Raw genomic sequence first — 17,270 nt, forward strand, 5'->3', positions numbered from 1 at the left:
CACCCATGACCGACAGGCCGCAGAAAAAGCGCGCGCATGGCGACGCGCAGTCGGAGCCAGCGGATGTCGAACCCGATCAACATCCGGCGAAGCTCGGCGATTGCCGTCGTTGCGCGCTCTGGCGCAACGCGACTCAGGCCGTGCCCGGCGAAGGGCAGCGGCACGCGTCGATCGTGCTGGTCGGCGAGCAGCCCGGTGACATGGAAGATCTGCAGGGCAAGCCCTTCGTCGGGCCGGCCGGCGCGTTGCTCGACAGAGCGCTCGAAGAAGCCGGCGTCAAGCGTAACGACGTCTACGTGACGAATGCGGTCAAGCATTTCAAGTGGATTGCACGCGGCAAGCGTCGCTTGCACAAAACGCCCGCTCAGCGCGAAGTGGATGCATGCAGCTACTGGCTCGAGCAGGAACTCGACATGCCGGATGTGCGGGTGGTCGTGGCACTCGGCGCGACTGCGTTGAAAGCGGTTGTCGACGATCCGCACGCGCGTTTGCAGGATGCGTTCGATAAAACGCTCGAACGCGGCGAGCAACGTGTGGTCGCGACGTATCATCCGTCGTTTGCGCTGCGCGCGCCGGACCCTGAAACGCGTCGCGAGGTGTACGAGCGAATCGTCGCGGCGCTGCGCACCGCACAGAAGCTGGCCCACGGCGGCAAGCGATCAGGGTAACGCCGGCGCGTGTGTCGCTTGCAACCTGAGGTTTTTCATCAGCCGTTGCGCGTCGAACGGCGCTCGCGCTTTCACATCGTTGTCGAAGTAGCAGTAGACGTCTCGCGCGGCTCGGCGCGGCGGCGCGAGTTGCGGCGCGATCAATCGCGCATCGGCCGGTTGTGAACCGCCGCGCCATGCATCGATTCGCTCGGCCCATCGTTGCAGAGCTTCGTCCCCATATGAACCCGAGTATTTGGCTTCGCTGCCGTGCAGCCGGATATAGACGAAGTCCGCTGTCAGATCTTCGGCGACGGGCCACGGTTCGGTGGAATCGGAAACGACGAGTGCGACGCCGTATTGCCGCAGCAGCGTCACGAACGCGGGATCGACAAAGCTCGCGTGGCGCACTTCGACCGCGTGACGCAACATCCGCTTGCGATCGATGTCGACGTAGGGCGTTTTGACACGTTCATCGTGTTGCCTGGCGAGCGCCATTGCGCTCGCGGTATCGGGCGGCAGCTCGCGCAGAAAGCGTTCCATTGCGTCGGGCTCGAATCGGAACGACGGCGGAAATTGCCACAGGATCGGACCGAGCTTTTCGTTCAACGCGAGCAGGCCCTGCGCGAAGAAGTTCGCGATGCCGGCGCGCGCGCTCGCACCGCGAAACCGCAGCATATGAGTCAGATAACGCGCGCCTTTGATGCCAAAAACGAAGCCGCCAGGCGTTTGCGCATACCAGCGCTGCCAGCTATCGAGCGATTGAAGGCTGTAATGCGTGCCGTTGATCTCGATCGTGCCGAATAGCGCCGACGCGTACTGTAATTCCGCTGCATGTTTCAGATCCTCGGGGTAAAAGCTGCCGCGCCATCCTTGATAGCGCCAGCCGGAAATGCCGATACGCGCGTCGCCGGTCTTCTTCATTGCGAAAGCCTGGTGGATGAACTTTTGAAGTGCTCTCCATGATGCTCTGCTGGAGAGTCATTGAATACGCGCGATTTCCTTCGCGACCGCGGCTGGGCTGTCGAAATTGTGATCGGGCAGACGGTCGACCAGATCGACGATGTCGGTATTCGCGTGATTCTTGCGTGCCTGAGCGACCAGCTTTTCGCGTGTGGTCGGGTAATTCACGCCACTGAGTGCTTTTTCGATGTCAGCGGGATTCGGCTGGCCGGGATGACGATGATCCTGGGAATGAGCGGGGTGCTGTGACATGGTTCCTCCTTGAATGAGTACATCACGACTGCGCGCCTATCGGTACGTGTCGCATATGTCGTGCCGCGGCCCGCGGGCTCGCTGAGGAACGCGGCTTGCGCGCAGCGGAAAACGCAGCGCCACACGACCTTTCGAGGAGCAGGCCATCATGAGCACGATGCTCGCTTATCGCATTCACAGCTTCGGCGGTCCCGAGGTGTTCAAGGCCGAGAAGATCGAGGTCCCCGAGCCAGGCGCCGGCGAAGTGCTGGTGCGCGTGCGCTCGGCCGGCGTCAATCCTGTCGACCTGAAAACCCGCTCGGGGCAGTACCCGTTGATCCGCGAAGAACAACTGCCCTTTACGCTGGGGCGTGATTTTTCCGGTGTGGTCGAACGGGTTGGCGAGGGCGCCGCGCAATGGCGCGCGGGCGAGCAGGTATATGGCTTCGTTGGCCAGGGGCAGGGTGCGTACGCGGAATTCGTCGTCGTGCCCGCGAGTGCGCTAGCGCGTGCGCCCGAAAAACTGGACGCGGGGACCGCGGGCGCCGTGCCGCTCGCCGCGCTGACTGCGTGGCAGGGCCTGTTCGATCACGGCTGCCTCGAAGCGGGCGGCCGCGTGCTGATTCATGCGGGCGCGGGCGGCGTGGGGCATTTCGCCGTGCAGTTCGCCAGGCAGAAGGGCGCCCAAGTGTACGCGACGGCGTCTGGCGACGGCATCGAGTTCGTGCGCTCGCTCGGCGCGGATCGGGTGATCGACTATCACGCGCAGCGCTTCGAAGACGTCGCGCGAGACATGGACCTCGTGTTCGATCTGATCGGCGGCGATACGCAGCGCCGCTCGTGGTCGGCCGTCGCGACCGGCGGCGCGCTGATCTCAACGCTCAACGAGCCGTCGCAGACCGAGGCGTCGAGCCACGGCGCGCGGGCCGCGCGTTATACCGCGCGGCCCGACGGACGGCAATTGACGGAGATCGCGTCGTTGATCAATAACGGCAGCGTGCGTGTCGTGGTCGCCGAACGGTTCTCGTTCGATGCGACGGCCAAGGCGCTGGAACGGCTCGCGAAAGGCCACGTGCGCGGCAAGATCGTGGTGGACATCGCGCCGTAGCACGGAGAGCGCGGAGGACGCTGCGTGCTAGTTCGGCGTCGCGTCGTCGCTCGCACTGCGCAGTGGCGCGCGGCTCTGATCGTTATTCAGATGCACAAACTTTCTCAACAGCCTCAATAGCTCGCGCGCATCGTCGTCTCCCATCCCGTCGAGCAAACCGTGATTGAGCGCGTTGACGCCGGGGATCAATTCATCGAGCAACTGCTCTCCAGCCGGCGTCAACAATAGACGACGCTGGCGGCGCGGCAGAACTTCGCGCACGATCCAGCCTTTCGCTTCGAGCCGCACCGCGATATCGGCGGTGGTCGACGTGTCGAGGCCGACTCGCTGCGCGAGCGTGACCTGATCGAGTCCGGGCAATTCCTGCAGCATTCTGAGCACCGCATATTGCACGGGCGTCACCTCACGCCCGATCAGATCATGAAACATGGACACGGAAATCTGATGCGCGCGTCGGATCAGATGGCCGGGCTGGTCGTACAGATCGATGCTGATCGCGGAAGTGCTGGTTTCGGTTGAAGTGACCATATTCGTTCTGAAGACCTCCCGCCTTGTCGTAGCGAATGGAAAGGGCAATCCGGCCTTCGTGTTACCTGATTGAAAGTTCGTCTAGGGGAAAACCTTCATTTAATCATTAAAGGCGCATTGAGTACACTGAATCTCAATGAGTGAACTGAATGAACTGCGCGAACTAACAACAAGGAGTGAGACTGACATGTTTCCTAAGAATGCCTGGTACGTCGCATGTATGCCCGATGAAGTCGCGGATAAGCCGCTCGGCCGGCAGATCTGCGGTGAGCCGATGGTTTTCTATCGCAACGCGGAAGGCGCCGTGGTGGCGCTCGAAGACTTCTGTCCGCATCGCGGCGCGCCGCTGTCGCTTGGTTTCGTGCGCGACGGCACGCTCGTGTGCGGCTATCACGGCCTCGAAATGGGCTGTCAGGGCAAGGCCACCGGCATGCCGGGGCAACGCGTCAACGGTTTTCCATCGATTCGCAGTTTTCCGGTGATCGAGCGCTATGGCTTCGTCTGGGTGTGGCCCGGCGATGCGCCGCAGGCCGATGCCGCCAAGCTGCATCATCTGGAGTGGGCCGAGAGTGCTGAATGGGCGTATGGCGGCGGTCTTTATCACATCCGCTGCGATTACCGGCTGATGATCGACAACCTGATGGATCTGACGCACGAGACCTATGTGCACGCGAACAGCATCGGGCAAAAGGAAATCGACGAAGCCGCGCCAAAGACGGTGGCCGAAGGCGATACCGTGCGCACCAGCCGTTTCATGGAGAACGTAGCGGCGCCGCCGTTCTGGAAGATGGCGTTGCGCGGCAATGGACTCGCCGACGACGTGCCCGTCGACCGTTGGCAGATCTGCCACTTCACGCCGCCGAGTCACGTGCTGATCGAGGTCGGCGTCGCGCATGCCGGACATGGCGGCTACCACGCGCCGGCTGATAAGAAGGCGTCGTCGATCGTGGTGGATTTCATCACGCCGGAAACGGAAACGTCGATCTGGTATTTCTGGGGCATGGCGCGCAATTTCCGTCCCGATGATGCCGCGCTGACCGCAAGCATCCGCGAAGGTCAGGGCAAGATCTTTAGCGAAGATCTGGAGATGCTCGAACGTCAGCAGCAGAACCTGCTGCGCTGGCCCGAGCGCAATCTGCTGAAACTCAATATCGACGCGGGCGGCGTGATGTCGCGTCGCGTGATCGATCGGCTCGTCGCGCAGGAACGCGCGGAGACGGGCGCACCGCAGGCTGGCGCGCCCCGTGCTGAAGTGACGCGCGTCATTCCGGTGCGGACAGCAACATGAATCAACCCGTGCTGAATGTGGTGGTCGCGCGCCGGCGCGACGAAGCGCTCGGTATCGCGAGCTTCGAACTCGCGAGCGAAAACGGTCAGGCGTTGCCCGCTTTCGACGCCGGCTCGCACGTCGACGTGCATTTGCCCAATGGGCTCGTGCGTCAGTACTCGCTGTGCAACGATCCGCGCGAAACGCATCGCTATCTGATCGCGGTGCTGCGCGATGAAGCGGGACGCGGTGGATCGAAAGCGGTGCACGATTTGCTTCGCGAGGGCGATCGCCTGCAGATCAGCGCGCCGCGCAATCATTTCGCGCTCGCCGACGACGCGGCACATCATCTGCTGCTGGCGGGCGGGATCGGCGTCACGCCGATTCTATGCATGGCCGAGCGGCTTGCCGCCACGGGCGCTTCGTTCGACATGCACTATTGCACGCGCTCGAAGCAACGCACGGCGTTCGTCGAGCGTCTTGCGCAGGCGGGTTTTGCGAAGTCGGTCCAGCTTCATCACGATGACCATCCTGGCGGCTCGACGTTCGATATCGAGCAGACGCTGAGCGATGCGCCAGCGGGCACGCATCTGTATGTGTGCGGTCCGCGCGGCTTCATGGACTTCGTGCTCGAGACCGCGCGCGCGAACGGGTGGCCGGAAAACAGGCTGCACTACGAGTTTTTCGGCGCCGCCGCGAATCAGCCGGCGACGGGCGGCAGCTTCCAGGTGCGCATCGCGAGCAGCGGCGCGACGATCGACGTGCCACCCGAATGCACGGTCGTGCAGGCGCTGGCCGCGCATGGCGTCGAAGTGATCACGTCGTGCGAGCAGGGAGTGTGCGGTACCTGTCTGACGCGAGTGCTGTCCGGCGAGCCGGATCACCACGATTCCTATCTGACCGACGAGGAACGCGCGGCGAACGATCAGTTCCTGCCGTGCTGCTCGCGCGCGAAATCGCCGCTGCTGGTGCTCGATCTGTGATCTTCCGCGGATGACGGGCGGGTCGTCCGTCATACCGCTTATTTCCCTTTCCCCTTAGAGTCCGACGAACTAACCGTGCGCACACTCAATGCCGGGTCGCGCGCGATCGCTTCTTCGGAAAACGGGAATAATCGTCCAGCGCTGGGCCGCGTCATCGCGCGTGCCGTCGGCACAGTGCGGCGACGCTGGATCGTCGGGTTGGGACGGTGCGAGCAGTGTGCGCGATCACCCGATTGCCGGAGAACGACACGATCTGCAGATACGAGTCGCCCATCGGCTTGACGTTCATCTAATAGTCGCTCCCATCGAACGGATGCGCGGCACACGCCGAAGTGAAGTAGTCGCCGGCGTCGCAACCGCCGAATCACGGAATGCGCTCGTCATTGCGTTGCACGTAGAGCATGGCCGTTTCGGTCGGGCGGACGTTGAGCGTGGAGGGCGTGGGCGCACTCGCGAGCTTGGCGGGTAGTTGGAAGGTGGGTTACCGTTTTCGCTGACTACGCTTCGTGCTTCGCCAGACAAGCACAATTGCTGCGGCGAAACCTAGCACGATTCCCGCCGACGACATGAGGAAGGCCAGGTCGGATTCTTGATATGCCGTCTTGACCCCGTACATACGAACCGCCAATTTCCATACCGGATTCGAAAAGTTCAGGGGCGCTTCTGGATTCATCATCCACCACAGCGCATTGGCAAAGATTGCGAGTAGTAAGCCGAAACCGACCGCGAGGCAGATTAGGAGTTTTTTCATCTCGCAATCACTTCGCCGTACGCTTTAAGTTCAGATCCAGGAACTGATATTTTCGGCGTGCTGGTAAATATTGAACGGATATGATGCCAGTCTGCGAGTCGGTCGATAGTAATGCAGCCCTCGCTCTTCCCCAATCTTCCCTTTGGATGCAATCTGAATCGGCCCCGAATGATGCCGTCGCATAAGACTTTATCGTCGTCAATGTCGCCATCAATAGCGTAGAGCGCGAACCATTCGCTCTTGTGATTGCCATTCAGGTCAAGCCGATCTTTCCATGGTCCGAGAAGGCCTCCGGATCTTCGGTCAAAAATATAATATCTGCCGACGGGAATGGCGCCATATTTCGGCGTGCACGTTCCAGCCGCCTTATTGATATAACTCCCCTGCCCAGAGTACGCGGGAAACGATAGGGCGCCAATCCGAAATTCGCTCATTGGCTTACCATTCAATTCGAACTTGCATTGAAACATCAGTCCTCCAGATCGACCGGTAACAGTGAATTCGTAAATAATCAAGTTATGCCGAGCCGGCATTCTAAAGGCGCTTTTTTTTGAGAAAACCATTATTAAAATAAATTTTTCGCGGCAACAGTTCCTGCCTACACAGCAGCTCGCCTGACCGAGCGAACCACCCTGCTACCGGCCTGCTCCCGCGAGCGCGAGCCCCCGCTTGCTTCCTCGGCACACGCGGCCTGATTTTTGCTGACCTGCTTGGGCGTCGCCTCGTTCGCAGGGGACGGCGCGCATTGAACGGTCATCGCTATCAGCGGGGTCCCCAGTGGCAGCAGCGGAAGCATCCGGAAAGTCAGGCCGGCGCATCGGGCGCGGCAGCGTCACGCTGTTACCGGCGCTGGCTATCGGCTCCGCGAACTCCGCGCACGCAAACCCGGTGGCACCGCTGAACTATTTCCTGCACGCGGCCGGACCGGCGGCCCGTCCGACGCTTTACCTCGGCTGGGTTTTCACCGCGATCGTCACGCTGGTCACGCTGATCGTTGCTGGCCTGTTGATCGGCGCGATGGTCCGCAAGCGTCCCGCGGCGCAGCCGGATGCGCTGAGCGCCGAGCCCGGCGGCATCCGCTGGGTTTTCGTCGGTACCGCGGTGTCGTCGGTCGTGCTGCTGGCGATGCTGGTCTATGCACTGATCACGCTCGAATCGGTGGCGTCGCCCGCGTCGTCTCCGCAATTGACGATCACCGTGACCGCTTACGACTGGTGGTGGAAAGCCGATTACAGCGATGATCCGAACCCGGCCCGCAACTTCAGTACCGCGAACGAGATCCATATTCCGGTCGGTGAACCGGTGAAGATCCAGCTCAAAAGCGCGGACGTCGTGCACGCGTTCTGGGTACCGCAACTCGCGGGCAAGACGCAGACGATTCCTGGCCAAACCAACGAGCAGTGGATTCAGGCGGACCATCCCGGCATTTATCGTGGGCAGTGCTCGCAGTTCTGCGGCGCGCAGCACGCGCATATGGCGTTCGAAGTGATCGCACAGGACGCCGCCGCCTTCAACGCGTGGCGCGACGCCCAGGGACGCGCGGCCAGCGTGCCCACCGGCGACGCGGCGGTCGCGGCCGGTCAGCATCTGTTCGAGGAGCGCTGCGCGGGTTGTCACACGATTCGCGGCACCAAGGCCACCGGCCTGCAGGCGCCCGATCTGACGCATCTCGGCTCGCGCCGCACGATCGCGGCAGGCGCGCTCAGCAACACGCCCGACCACCTGCTCGACTGGATCGAGCACGCGCAACGGATCAAACCCGATGGATTGATGCCCAGTATCGCGCTGACCACCAGCGAGGCCGCCGCGTTGTCGGCGTATCTGGCGACGCTGCATTGAAGCGCATCGCACTCGAGGAGCCTGTTCAATGTCGGATCAACCAGCTTCCGCTTCACCGCCCGCCCTGACTCGCACGCCGCGGCGCGGCCGCGTCGAGCCCGGCAGCGAGCAGGAAAAGCGGCTGCGCGAAATCTGGGAGTCGCGGCCCGGCTGGCGCGGCTGGTTCTCGACGGTCGACCACAAGACCATCGGCCTGCGCTACCTGGTGACCGCATTCGTCTTTTTGCTGATGGGCGGCGTCGAGGCGCTGATCATGCGCGTTCAACTGGCGCGTCCCGACGCAACGGTGCTCACGCCCGAACAGTACAACCAGCTGTTCACGATGCACGGACTGACGATGATCTTTCTGTACGCGCTGCCCGTTCTGTCCGGCTTCTCGAACTACCTCTGGCCGCTCGTGCTCGGCGCGCGCGACATGGCTTTTCCGCGCCTGAACGCGCTGTCGTATTGGGTGTTCCTGTTCGCCGGCATCTTCCTGTATGCGAGTTTTCCGACCGGCCAGGCCCCCGACGCCGGCTGGTTCAACTACGTGCCGCTGTCCGGTCTCGAGTACAGCACCGGCCCGAACATCGACGTATATGCGCTCGGCATGGTGCTGCTCGGCATTTCGACGACGGTCGGCTCGATGAACTTCGTCGTCACGCTGCTGAGGATGCGCGCGCCGGGCATGTCGCTCGATCGCGTGCCAGTGCTCGTGTGGGGCACGCTGACCGCGTCGGGCGGCAATCTGTTGGCGGTGCCTTCGGTGAGCCTCGCGTTTCTGATGCTGTGGATGGACCGCCGCATCGGCACGCATTTTTTCGACGTGCTCAATAGCGGGCGGCCGCTGCTGTGGCAGCACCTGTTCTGGATCTTCGCGCACCCGTGGGTCTACGTGGTCGTGCTGCCGGCGATGGGCATCGTGTCGGATGCGTTGCCGGTCTTTTGCCGCCGGCCGCTGGTCGGTTATGGGCCGGTCGCGTTGGCGACGGTCGCGACGATGGTGATCGGCTTTGCGGTGTGGATTCACCATATGTTCGCGACCGGTATCCCCGCGCTCGCGCTGTCGTTCTTCGGCTCGGCCAGCATGGTCATCGCGGTGCCGAGCGCGGTCGCGACGTTCGCGTGGGTCGCGACGATCTGGACCGGCCGCCCGGTGTATCGCGTGCCGTTCCTGTTTTTCGCGGGCTTCGTGCTGCTGTTCGTGATCGGCGGCGTGTCCGGCGTGATGACGGCCGCGGTGCCGTTCGACTGGCAACTCACCGACACGTACTTTGTCGTCGCGCATCTGCACTACGTGCTGCTCGGCATCAACGTGTTTCCGGTGATCGGCGGCATTTACTTCTGGTTTCCAAAATTCACCGGCCGCATGACGAACGAGCGTCTCGGCAAGCTCGCTTTCTGGGTGCTGTTCATCGGCTTCAACGTTGCGTTCTTTCCGATGCATATCGCCGGATTGCTCGGCATGCCGCGCCGCATGTACACCTACCCCGCCGACATGGGATGGAACACGGTGAACCTCGTCACGTCGCTCGGTTCGTTCCTGTTTGCGGCCGGCGTGCTGCTGTTTCTGATCGATATCGCGGTGAGCCTGAAGCGCGGCAAGCTCGCCGGCAACAACCCGTGGGATGCGCCGACGCTCGAATGGTCGGTCAGCTCGCCGCCGCCGCCATACAACTTTGCGGTGGTGCCGACGCTCGCGAGCCGGCATCCGTTGTGGGAGGGGCGCGTCGAAGAACCGGGCGAGGCGGTTCAAGCGCGCTCGCAACTCGACGAAGGCTATCTGCTCGAGCAAGGTCGCGAAGCGTTGGGCACCACGGCGCTGGAGGCGAGTCCCGACGTGATCCTGAAGATGCCCGAAGATTCATACGCGCCGTTCTGGCTCGCGGTCTTCGCCGCGCTACTGTTCGCGGGGCTCGCGTTGACCGCGTGGGTTTTCGTGGGCGCGATGCTGGCCGGTTGCGCGGTGTCGATCATCACGTGGCTGTGGCCCGAGCGCGCGCTGCTCCAGCGCGAGCCGGTCGCGGTCAAGGACGCGGGAGGCTGACGTGAGCGATGCACTGAATTTCAATCGCGCGTCGAGCGAACCGGACGAGACCGCGCGTGCGTTGCCGGTTGGCAGCGCGGGCGAGCGATCGAGCGGCTGGTGGGGCTGCTTCACGCTGATCGCGACCGAAGGCGCGCTGTTCGGCTATCTGATCTTCTCGTATCTGTATCTGGCGTCGCAGAGCCAGCAGCCTTGGCCGCCCGAGGGCTTGCCGGAGCTCGGGCTCGGCAGCGTGAATACCGTCATTCTGCTGTCGAGCAGCGTGTTCGTCTGGTTCTGCGAGCGCTGCGTGCGCCGGCGGCGGTTGCGGCTGGGTGTCGCGTCGATGGCGGTGGGCATCGTGCTGGGCTGCATCTTCATGGGCATTCAGTTGCGCGAATGGCACAACCACCCCTATGGCCTGACCTCGCATCTGTATGGCTCGCTGTACTTCACGATTACCGGCTTTCACATGGCGCACGTGCTGGTCGGGATCGTCGTGCTGACCTTGCTGGCGATCTGGACCGCGCTCGGCTATTTCGACGACAAGCGCTGCGCGGCGCTGTCGATCGGCGGGCTGTATTGGCACTTCGTCGATGTGGTGTGGCTGTTCATTTTCAGCACGCTGTATCTGACGCCGTATCTGTTCCGGGAGTGGTCATGACGACCGTGCCCCGAGACTCGCACATCTCGATGCGCTACGTGCTGATCGGTCTGCTCGCCGCGCCGTTCGCGTGGCTGTTGCAGATGATGCTCGCGGAAACGCTCGCCGCGCAGGCCTGCTATCCGCACAACCATCCGCTCGGCGCGCCGCTGGTGTCGTGGATGCGTCCGGCGATCGTCGCGCTCGGCGCGGTGTGTCTGATCGCGGGCGCGTTCGGCACGTGGGTCGCGTGGCGCAATCTGCGCCGCGTCGCGCCGCTGAAACTCGGTGCGCTGAACGGCGAGCGCCGCACGCGTGCCGAACTCGACTGGTTTCTGACGCACGTCGCGGTGATGACCAGCATGCTTTTTCTGTTCGCGTTGATCGCCACGGATGTCGCAGTCGCGATCGTGTCGCCGTGCAGGTGGTGGTGATGACGCGCGACGTTCCCAACACGCTCAGATACGCCATCGCGGCCGCATGTGCGCTGACGATAGCAGCGACGGCAAACGCCACCAGCGCCTCCACCGACGCCGCGCAGATCGCACGCGGCGCATATCTCGCGAAAGCCGCCGATTGCGCCGGTTGCCACACCGCCGCGCCGCGCGTCCCGCATCCGGGCGCGGCGCCTGAAGCTACGCCGCCGTTTGCCGGCGGGCTCGGCATGGGATCGCCGCTCGGCACGATCTATACGTCGAACATCACGCCGGACCCGCAATACGGCATCGGCCGTTACAGCTATGACGACTTCGCGCGCGCGTTGCGCGAGGGCATCGCGCCCGGGGGCAAGCGGCTTTATCCGGCGATGCCGTACCCGTCGTTCGTGAAGATCACCGATGACGACATGCACGCGCTCTACGCCTACTTCATGCACGGCGTGCAACCGGTCGCGGTGCCGGCCCCGCAAACGCGCTTGCCGTTTCCATTCAATCAGCGTTGGGCATTGATGTTCTGGGACTGGGCGTTCGCGCCGAAAGGCCAGTTCAAGGCCGATGCGAAACATGATGCGCAGTGGAATCGCGGTGCGTATCTGGTGCAATCGCTTGGCCATTGCGGCGCCTGCCACACGCCGCGCGGGCCCGCTTACGAAGAGCGCGGCTATGACGAGTCCGCGTCGGCCTATCTGACGGGCGGCACCAACGACCACTGGTTCGCGCCGAACCTGAGCGCCGACCCGGGCTCGGGGCTCGGCCGCAGTTCCGCGACCGACATCGTCGACTTCCTTCGAAAAGGCCACGGCGGCGGACTGATTACGTTCGGCAGCATGGTGCAGGTCGTCGAAGACAGCACGCAGTACCTGAACGACGACGATCTCGCGGCGATCGCCGCGTATCTGAAGAGCTTGCCGCCACGCGCGCCGAGCGGCTATTTCAACGCACGCTCCAGCGCCGCGCAGCAAACCGTGCAGGCGCTGAAAACCGGCGATGTGGAAAGACCCGGCGCGGGCATTTATGCGTCGTATTGCGCCCGCTGTCATCAGATGGACGGGGCAGGGGTGCCGCACAAGTATCCTCGGCTCGCGGGCAACCCTGCGGTGCTGTCGGCATCGAGCGCGTCACTGGTGCGGTTGCTGGTGGAGGGCGGCGGCAGTCCGCATACCGAGTCGGGACCGGAGCCGCACAAGATGCCGTCTTTCGCCGGCAAGCTGACGGACACCGAAATGGCCCGCGTGCTCACGTTTGTTCGGACCACATGGGGAAATACGGCCGGACCGGTCACGCGAAACGATGTATCGAATGTGCGCGGCGCGTTGCACAAGTAAATGCCAACACGCGTCGTTATGCGGTGTTCTCGTTGCCGTTGCCGTTGCCGTCGCAGTGGCCATTGGCGGTGCTGAACAGCGTCTTCAGCTTCGCGTTGACCGCGATCAACTCTCCCACTGGCGCCACCGCGAGTTGCTCATCGAAGAGCGTGAGGACCTGACCGAGCAGCGCGAAGGCGTCGTGGTCGACCACGCAGATGCCGGTTTCGAGTCCCGCCTGGCGGCAGCGCAGAATCACGCCCTCCGCGTCGCGAAACAACTCGGGTACGGCCGGACCATAGCCGCGCTGATTCAGCAGCATCGCCATATAAATGGCTTGCGCCATGCTGCCTACGTGATATTGATTGGCGACGCCGCTGCGTAATGCTTCGAGCGTCATGTGATAGTCGAGCGAGATTTCGCCTGCTTTGGCAGGCACGATCGGGCGCAGCATCGCCTTCGGGCGGGTGCGCGGCGACTTCGCGGGTGCAGCGCGAGTACGGCTCGCTTTTCTGGTCATATGCTCACTGAGGCGGCCGGCTCGCGCCGGGCCGCTACACCATCACGGAACCTGACAACGTCTATAACGCAAAACGGCGGCGCCGCATAACACGCGGCGCCGTTCCCGTTAGCCCATATGCAGACCGCCGTTCAGCGAGAAATCCGCCCCGGTCGCAAAGCCCGCTTCGTCCGACGCGATCCACGCGACGATCGACGCAATCTCGTCCGGTGTACCGAGACGCCGTACCGGAATCGTCGCGACGATTTTCTCCAGCACCTCCGGACGGATGGCCTTGACCATGTCGGTGCCGATATAGCCCGGCGACACGGTGTTGACCGTCACGTTCTTGGTGGCCACTTCCTGCGCGAGCGCCATCGTGAAGCCGTGAATACCGGCCTTGGCCGTGGAGTAGTTGGTCTGCCCGAACTGGCCTTTCTGGCCGTTGACCGACGAGATGTTGATAATGCGCCCAAAGCCCCGGTCGACCATGCCCTCGATGACCTGTTTGGTCACGTTGAACAGGCTCGTGAGATTGGTGTCGATCACCGCTTGCCAGTCTTCGTAAGTCATCTTGCGGAACATGCCGTCGCGCGTAATGCCCGCGTTGTTGACGAGCACGTCGACTTCACCCACTTCCTTCCTGACCTTCTCGAACGCTTTCGCGGTGGACTCCCAATCCGCGACGTTGCCTTCCGATGCGACGAAGTTAAAGCCAAGCGCTTTCTGATCTTCCAGCCATCGGGCTTTGCGCGTCGAGTTCGGTCCGCAGCCCGCGATGACGGTGTAGTTCTCTTTGTGCAAGCGCTGGCAGATGGCGGTTCCGATACCACCCATGCCGCCGGTTACGTATGCAACACGATTTGCCATAAGTCCTCCTTCTTGTTTGGGGTGGGTTGAGCAAGTTTGATTGGAGGATGGACCTATTATTGGCAGCGGCAATCGGCCGGGACGATGGGCATTTTCACCTACGGGTTAACTGCCAAACCGGTTGCTGGAATCGTTGTTTGACGAAGCAATGAATTACATTGATTCACGGTTGAATGCTTTGCGAACTCCGGGGTCCCGATGCTGCCGGCTGCTTTCCCGTCCTTGCCTGCGCGCCGGCTTCCTCATACCCTTAGCGTTAGCCTTAAGTAGCTGCCCCGGAAACAGCGCGGCAGACCGCCGCCACGGTCGTCGATCCGGGCCGCGAAGCCGTCCCTTGCTCCGCATCTATTCGTGTGATCATCAGAGGCACATCGGATGACTGATTATCTTGCTGACATCGATCCCGACAAGTTGAACATCCTTGGGATCTTCGGGCTGTTGATCGGCGGCCTCGCGCTGTTTCTTCTCGGGCTGGAGTTCTTGACCGGCGGGCTTAAGGCGATCGCGGGATCGAAGTTGCAGTCGTTGATCGGCGTGCTGACCGCGAACCGGTTTCGCGGCGTGTTGGCGGGTGCCATCGTGACCGCGCTGCTGAACTCGTCGACCATCACGACGGTGCTGATGGTCGGCTTCGTATCCGCCGGCCTGATGACACTTGCCCAGTCAGTGCCGATGATCATGGGCGCGAACATCGGCTCGACCATAACCGCGCAGATCATCGCCTTCGACGTTTCGCGTCTGACGCCCTACATGCTGTCGATCGGCTTCGTGCTGCACGCGTTTGCCCCGCGCGAGGTGCTGCGGCAGATCGGCCGCGTCGTGCTGGGGCTAGGGCTGCTGTTCATGGGCATCCAGCTGATGGGCGAATCCACGCATCCGTTGCGCACCTACCAGCCGTTCATCGACGCGATGCAGGACATGCGCAATCCGCTCGTCGGCGTCATCGTGGGGGCGGTCTTCACTGCGATCGTGCAAAGCTCGGCGGCGACGCTCGCGGTCGTCATTGCGCTGAGCGGGCAGGGTCTGATGCCGCTCGAAGCCGCTATCACGCTGATTCTCGGCGCGAATGTCGGCACCTGTGGCACGGCATTGCTCGCCTCGATCGGCAAGCCACCGGAGGCGGTGCAGGTCGGCGTCGTGCATCTGGTGTTCAATGTGCTCGGCGTCGTGATCGCGCTCTTCCTGATTCCTCAGATGGCGGAATTCGTGCGCTGGATATCGCCGTCGCATCCGGACTTGCAGGGCCTCGAACGCCTCGCGGCCGAGGCGCCGCGCCAGGTAGCCAATGTGCATACTTTGTTCAGCGTCGCAAATACGCTGCTATTGATCTGGTTTACCGGTCCGATCGCGCGGTTCGCGCAACTGGTCGTGCCGGAGCGCGCGAAGCCCGCCAAGCCCGCGGGCGATCCGCAGTATCTCGACGAGTCGGTGTTGACGGTGCCGGCGCTTGGATTGCAGCGCGTGCGTATCGAGCTGACCCGGCTCGGCATGCAGGTGCTCGAAGTCGTGCAACGCGGGTCCCAGATGGTGTCGACGGGCACGATGGAAGAGATCAATCAGATGCTCGATAAGGACAAGGAAAGCGACCGGCTCTCCTTCGAGATTCTTCAATATATCGGCCGCCTGTCGAAGGGGGAGCACTCGGAGGAGGAAGGTCAGCAGATGGTCGGCTATACGCAGGTCACGAGCCATCTCGAAAGCATCAGCGGCATTGTCGGCACGACGCTGCTGAGCGTCGCGCAGCAGCGAATGACGCAGCAGATCGACCTGTTGCGCTTGCGCGATGCGGCGACCACGCAGTTTTCCGAGGCGGTGATCCGCAATCTCGAGCAGGCGATCCGCACGATCGAGGCGCCCGATCCGGAGGAGGTCGCGAAGGTCATCGACGCGAAGGCTGGCATCGAGAAACTCGCCGCGACCGCGCGTCAGGTCGTGCTCGCGAAGCTTCAGTTGGCCGACAAGACGGACGTCGTCACATTCCGGCTCGCGATGGATCTGATCGAGCAGGGCCGGCAGATCGCGCAGTTTGCGCGGGCCATTGCGAAAAACGTGGCGGCGCTTCAATAGATGCAATAGGGATCGAATATTCGCGCGGAACTGATCGCCAGCACACGTAGGCGCGGGTTGCACGACGGTTAAACTTGTGGCGTGTCATCCTCGTGACACGCTTTCAAAGAGAGTGGGATTGCCCGCCTTTGCTGTGCGGGCTTTTTTCTTGTCGCGCGGGTTGTGGTATCAGTAGTGAAGCGTGCAACGCCTGTAACGATTTAACACACGCCGCGTCCATAATTTGATAGCCTTTGCCGCAGCAGAGCATTGAACTCAAGGAGGGATTCACCATGATAAGGTGGCTTGCTAACTGGGCTTCACAACATGCTCCTACTCCCGAGAAACAGGCCGAACGCGCGCTGAACAACTTGCGCATGGAACTGTTTCAGGCCGAACAGCTTGTGCTCGACGCACAGCTGCGTGCCGATTACTATCGGGCTCGCCTGACCTTCCTCGAAGAAGTCACGAGAAAGGGAATCGAACAGGTATCGGACGAACGCAAGGCTCCTCTGGAGCCACCCCAGCCGTTGCGGCCTGGACTCAAGCTCACCGCGGCGCAATAGCCGCGTGTATTCCATCGCAATGTGTTCGGTCAACCGTGTTTCAATCCGTGCGCTGACGGCAATCGTGTTGCCCAGGGCGCGTACAGTGCGCGTTGTTGCCAGCCGATTGCGCGAGCATTGATTGCCACGCGGAGAAGGTTCGAGTTGCCCGGTCGTGCTTCGACCGGGCAACTTCATCTGAGCGATTGATTGTTACTGCAGGACTTCCACTGCGCTTCGCTTTCTGCGAAACGCCTGCGTTGTCGTGCTTAACTTGCCAGATCGGGCGGCAGCTTGCCGCCGTTTGCCGCGAGCGCCTGCATCACCTGCTTGTGCAGCCAGATGTTCATGCTCGCCGAGTCGTTCATGTCCCCGCTGTACTTCAATTCCTGCGCAAGCTGCTTGCGGTGTTCGAGACTGCTGTCGACGCCGAGTGCCTTCATCGTGTCGACAATCGAAGTACGCCAGTTCAACTTTTGTCCGCTTTCGCTGACGAGTTGATCCATCACGGCAGCCACGTCGACGTCGGACAGCGGTGCGGGTGCGGCCGGAGCGTTGGGCGTTGCTGCTGATGCGGCGGTCGGGTCGGGGGTGGGTTCCGTCG

Annotated in this window: 19 protein-coding genes; 11 read left to right on the forward strand and 8 right to left on the reverse strand. The window is 62.5% G+C overall.

Annotated elements, in window-relative coordinates; all coding sequences use genetic code 11:
- The first annotated feature begins 5 nt into the window (after positions 1-5).
- Positions 6-668: a UdgX family uracil-DNA binding protein gene (locus tag GCT19_RS14910; protein ID WP_018437256.1), complete on the forward strand. Its 663-nt coding sequence runs from the start codon at positions 6-8 to the stop codon at positions 666-668.
- Here GCT19_RS14910 and GCT19_RS14915 read toward each other — a convergent pair.
- Positions 660-1,571: a DUF72 domain-containing protein gene (locus GCT19_RS14915; RefSeq protein WP_152852365.1), complete on the reverse strand. Its 912-nt coding sequence runs from the start codon at positions 1,569-1,571 to the stop codon at positions 660-662. The two genes, GCT19_RS14910 and GCT19_RS14915, sit on opposite strands and share 9 nt — an antisense overlap.
- Positions 1,572-1,628: 57 nt before the next feature.
- Positions 1,629-1,862: a DUF2795 domain-containing protein gene (locus tag GCT19_RS14920; protein ID WP_013091133.1), complete on the reverse strand. Its 234-nt coding sequence runs from the start codon at positions 1,860-1,862 to the stop codon at positions 1,629-1,631.
- A gap of 148 nt (positions 1,863-2,010) precedes the next feature.
- Between GCT19_RS14920 and GCT19_RS14925 the strand changes: the two genes are divergently transcribed.
- Entirely contained in the window at positions 2,011-2,949 is a 939-nt protein-coding gene (locus GCT19_RS14925; protein WP_018437254.1) for an NADP-dependent oxidoreductase, read from the forward strand.
- Between the two features lie 27 nt (positions 2,950-2,976).
- Here GCT19_RS14925 and GCT19_RS14930 read toward each other — a convergent pair whose 3' ends face one another.
- Positions 2,977-3,477: a MarR family winged helix-turn-helix transcriptional regulator gene (locus GCT19_RS14930; protein ID WP_018437253.1), complete on the reverse strand. Its 501-nt coding sequence runs from the start codon at positions 3,475-3,477 to the stop codon at positions 2,977-2,979.
- 187 nt (positions 3,478-3,664) lie between these two features.
- Between GCT19_RS14930 and GCT19_RS14935 the strand changes: the two genes are divergently transcribed.
- Both GCT19_RS14935 and GCT19_RS14940 read left to right on the forward strand, forming a co-directional pair.
- A complete protein-coding gene (locus GCT19_RS14935; RefSeq protein WP_152852366.1) occupies positions 3,665-4,765 on the forward strand; it encodes an aromatic ring-hydroxylating oxygenase subunit alpha in 1,101 nt (366 codons plus the stop codon).
- The gene (locus tag GCT19_RS14940; RefSeq protein WP_152852367.1) at positions 4,762-5,727 is read left to right on the forward strand and encodes a PDR/VanB family oxidoreductase; all 966 of its coding nucleotides are present in this window, start codon (positions 4,762-4,764) and stop codon (positions 5,725-5,727) included. Before GCT19_RS14935 ends, GCT19_RS14940 begins: the two co-directional genes overlap by 4 nt.
- Positions 5,728-6,208: 481 nt before the next feature.
- On the opposite strand, the gene GCT19_RS14950 is transcribed toward GCT19_RS14940, so the two are convergent.
- Both GCT19_RS14950 and GCT19_RS14955 read right to left on the reverse strand, forming a co-directional pair.
- The gene (locus GCT19_RS14950) at positions 6,209-6,478 is read right to left on the reverse strand and encodes a hypothetical protein (RefSeq protein WP_018437249.1); all 270 of its coding nucleotides are present in this window, start codon (positions 6,476-6,478) and stop codon (positions 6,209-6,211) included.
- Positions 6,475-6,948 carry a DUF2778 domain-containing protein gene (locus GCT19_RS14955; RefSeq protein WP_152852368.1) on the reverse strand — a complete coding sequence of 158 codons (474 nt, stop codon included), beginning with the start codon at positions 6,946-6,948 and terminating at the stop codon, positions 6,475-6,477. Before GCT19_RS14955 ends, GCT19_RS14950 begins: the two co-directional genes overlap by 4 nt.
- A 367-nt stretch (positions 6,949-7,315) precedes the next feature.
- On the opposite strand from GCT19_RS14955, the gene coxB reads away from it, so the two are divergent.
- From coxB to GCT19_RS14980, 5 genes are read left to right on the forward strand one after another with little or no spacing between them, the layout of a single operon-like run.
- Complete coding sequence (coxB, locus tag GCT19_RS14960; RefSeq protein ID WP_152852403.1) at positions 7,316-8,317, forward strand: cytochrome c oxidase subunit II; 1,002 nt, start codon at positions 7,316-7,318, stop codon at positions 8,315-8,317.
- Between the two features lie 28 nt (positions 8,318-8,345).
- Entirely contained in the window at positions 8,346-10,343 is a 1,998-nt protein-coding gene (ctaD, locus tag GCT19_RS14965; protein WP_152852369.1) for a cytochrome c oxidase subunit I, read from the forward strand.
- Position 10,344: 1 nt separating this feature from the next.
- On the forward strand, positions 10,345-10,986 hold the full coding sequence (locus GCT19_RS14970; protein ID WP_176136553.1) for a cytochrome c oxidase subunit 3: 642 nt from the start codon (positions 10,345-10,347) through the stop codon (positions 10,984-10,986).
- Entirely contained in the window at positions 10,983-11,399 is a 417-nt protein-coding gene (locus GCT19_RS14975) for a hypothetical protein (RefSeq protein ID WP_018437245.1), read from the forward strand. Before GCT19_RS14970 ends, GCT19_RS14975 begins: the two co-directional genes overlap by 4 nt.
- Positions 11,399-12,727, forward strand: a complete 1,329-nt coding sequence (locus GCT19_RS14980; protein WP_152852371.1) for a cytochrome c — start codon at positions 11,399-11,401, stop codon at positions 12,725-12,727. Before GCT19_RS14975 ends, GCT19_RS14980 begins: the two co-directional genes overlap by 1 nt.
- 16 nt (positions 12,728-12,743) lie before the next feature.
- Here the strand turns inward: GCT19_RS14980 and GCT19_RS14985 are convergent, their stop codons facing one another.
- Complete coding sequence (locus GCT19_RS14985) at positions 12,744-13,226, reverse strand: Fis family transcriptional regulator (protein ID WP_227717784.1); 483 nt, start codon at positions 13,224-13,226, stop codon at positions 12,744-12,746.
- A 108-nt stretch (positions 13,227-13,334) separates the two neighbouring features.
- Complete coding sequence (locus tag GCT19_RS14990) at positions 13,335-14,075, reverse strand: 3-ketoacyl-ACP reductase (RefSeq protein ID WP_018437242.1); 741 nt, start codon at positions 14,073-14,075, stop codon at positions 13,335-13,337.
- A 375-nt stretch (positions 14,076-14,450) separates the two neighbouring features.
- Between GCT19_RS14990 and GCT19_RS14995 the strand changes: the two genes are divergently transcribed.
- Together GCT19_RS14995 and GCT19_RS15000 are read left to right on the forward strand one after the other, a co-directional pair.
- Complete coding sequence (locus GCT19_RS14995; RefSeq protein WP_018437241.1) at positions 14,451-16,142, forward strand: Na/Pi cotransporter family protein; 1,692 nt, start codon at positions 14,451-14,453, stop codon at positions 16,140-16,142.
- A 272-nt stretch (positions 16,143-16,414) separates the two neighbouring features.
- Positions 16,415-16,687, forward strand: a complete 273-nt coding sequence (locus GCT19_RS15000) for a hypothetical protein (RefSeq protein WP_013091148.1) — start codon at positions 16,415-16,417, stop codon at positions 16,685-16,687.
- Positions 16,688-16,935: 248 nt separating this feature from the next.
- On the opposite strand, the gene GCT19_RS15005 is transcribed toward GCT19_RS15000, so the two are convergent.
- On the reverse strand, positions 16,936-17,270 hold a 335-nt coding region (locus GCT19_RS15005), incomplete at its 5' end, for a DUF3597 domain-containing protein (protein ID WP_152852372.1).

This window comes from Paraburkholderia atlantica, assembly GCF_009362785.1.
GTDB lineage: Bacteria > Pseudomonadota > Gammaproteobacteria > Burkholderiales > Burkholderiaceae > Paraburkholderia > Paraburkholderia atlantica.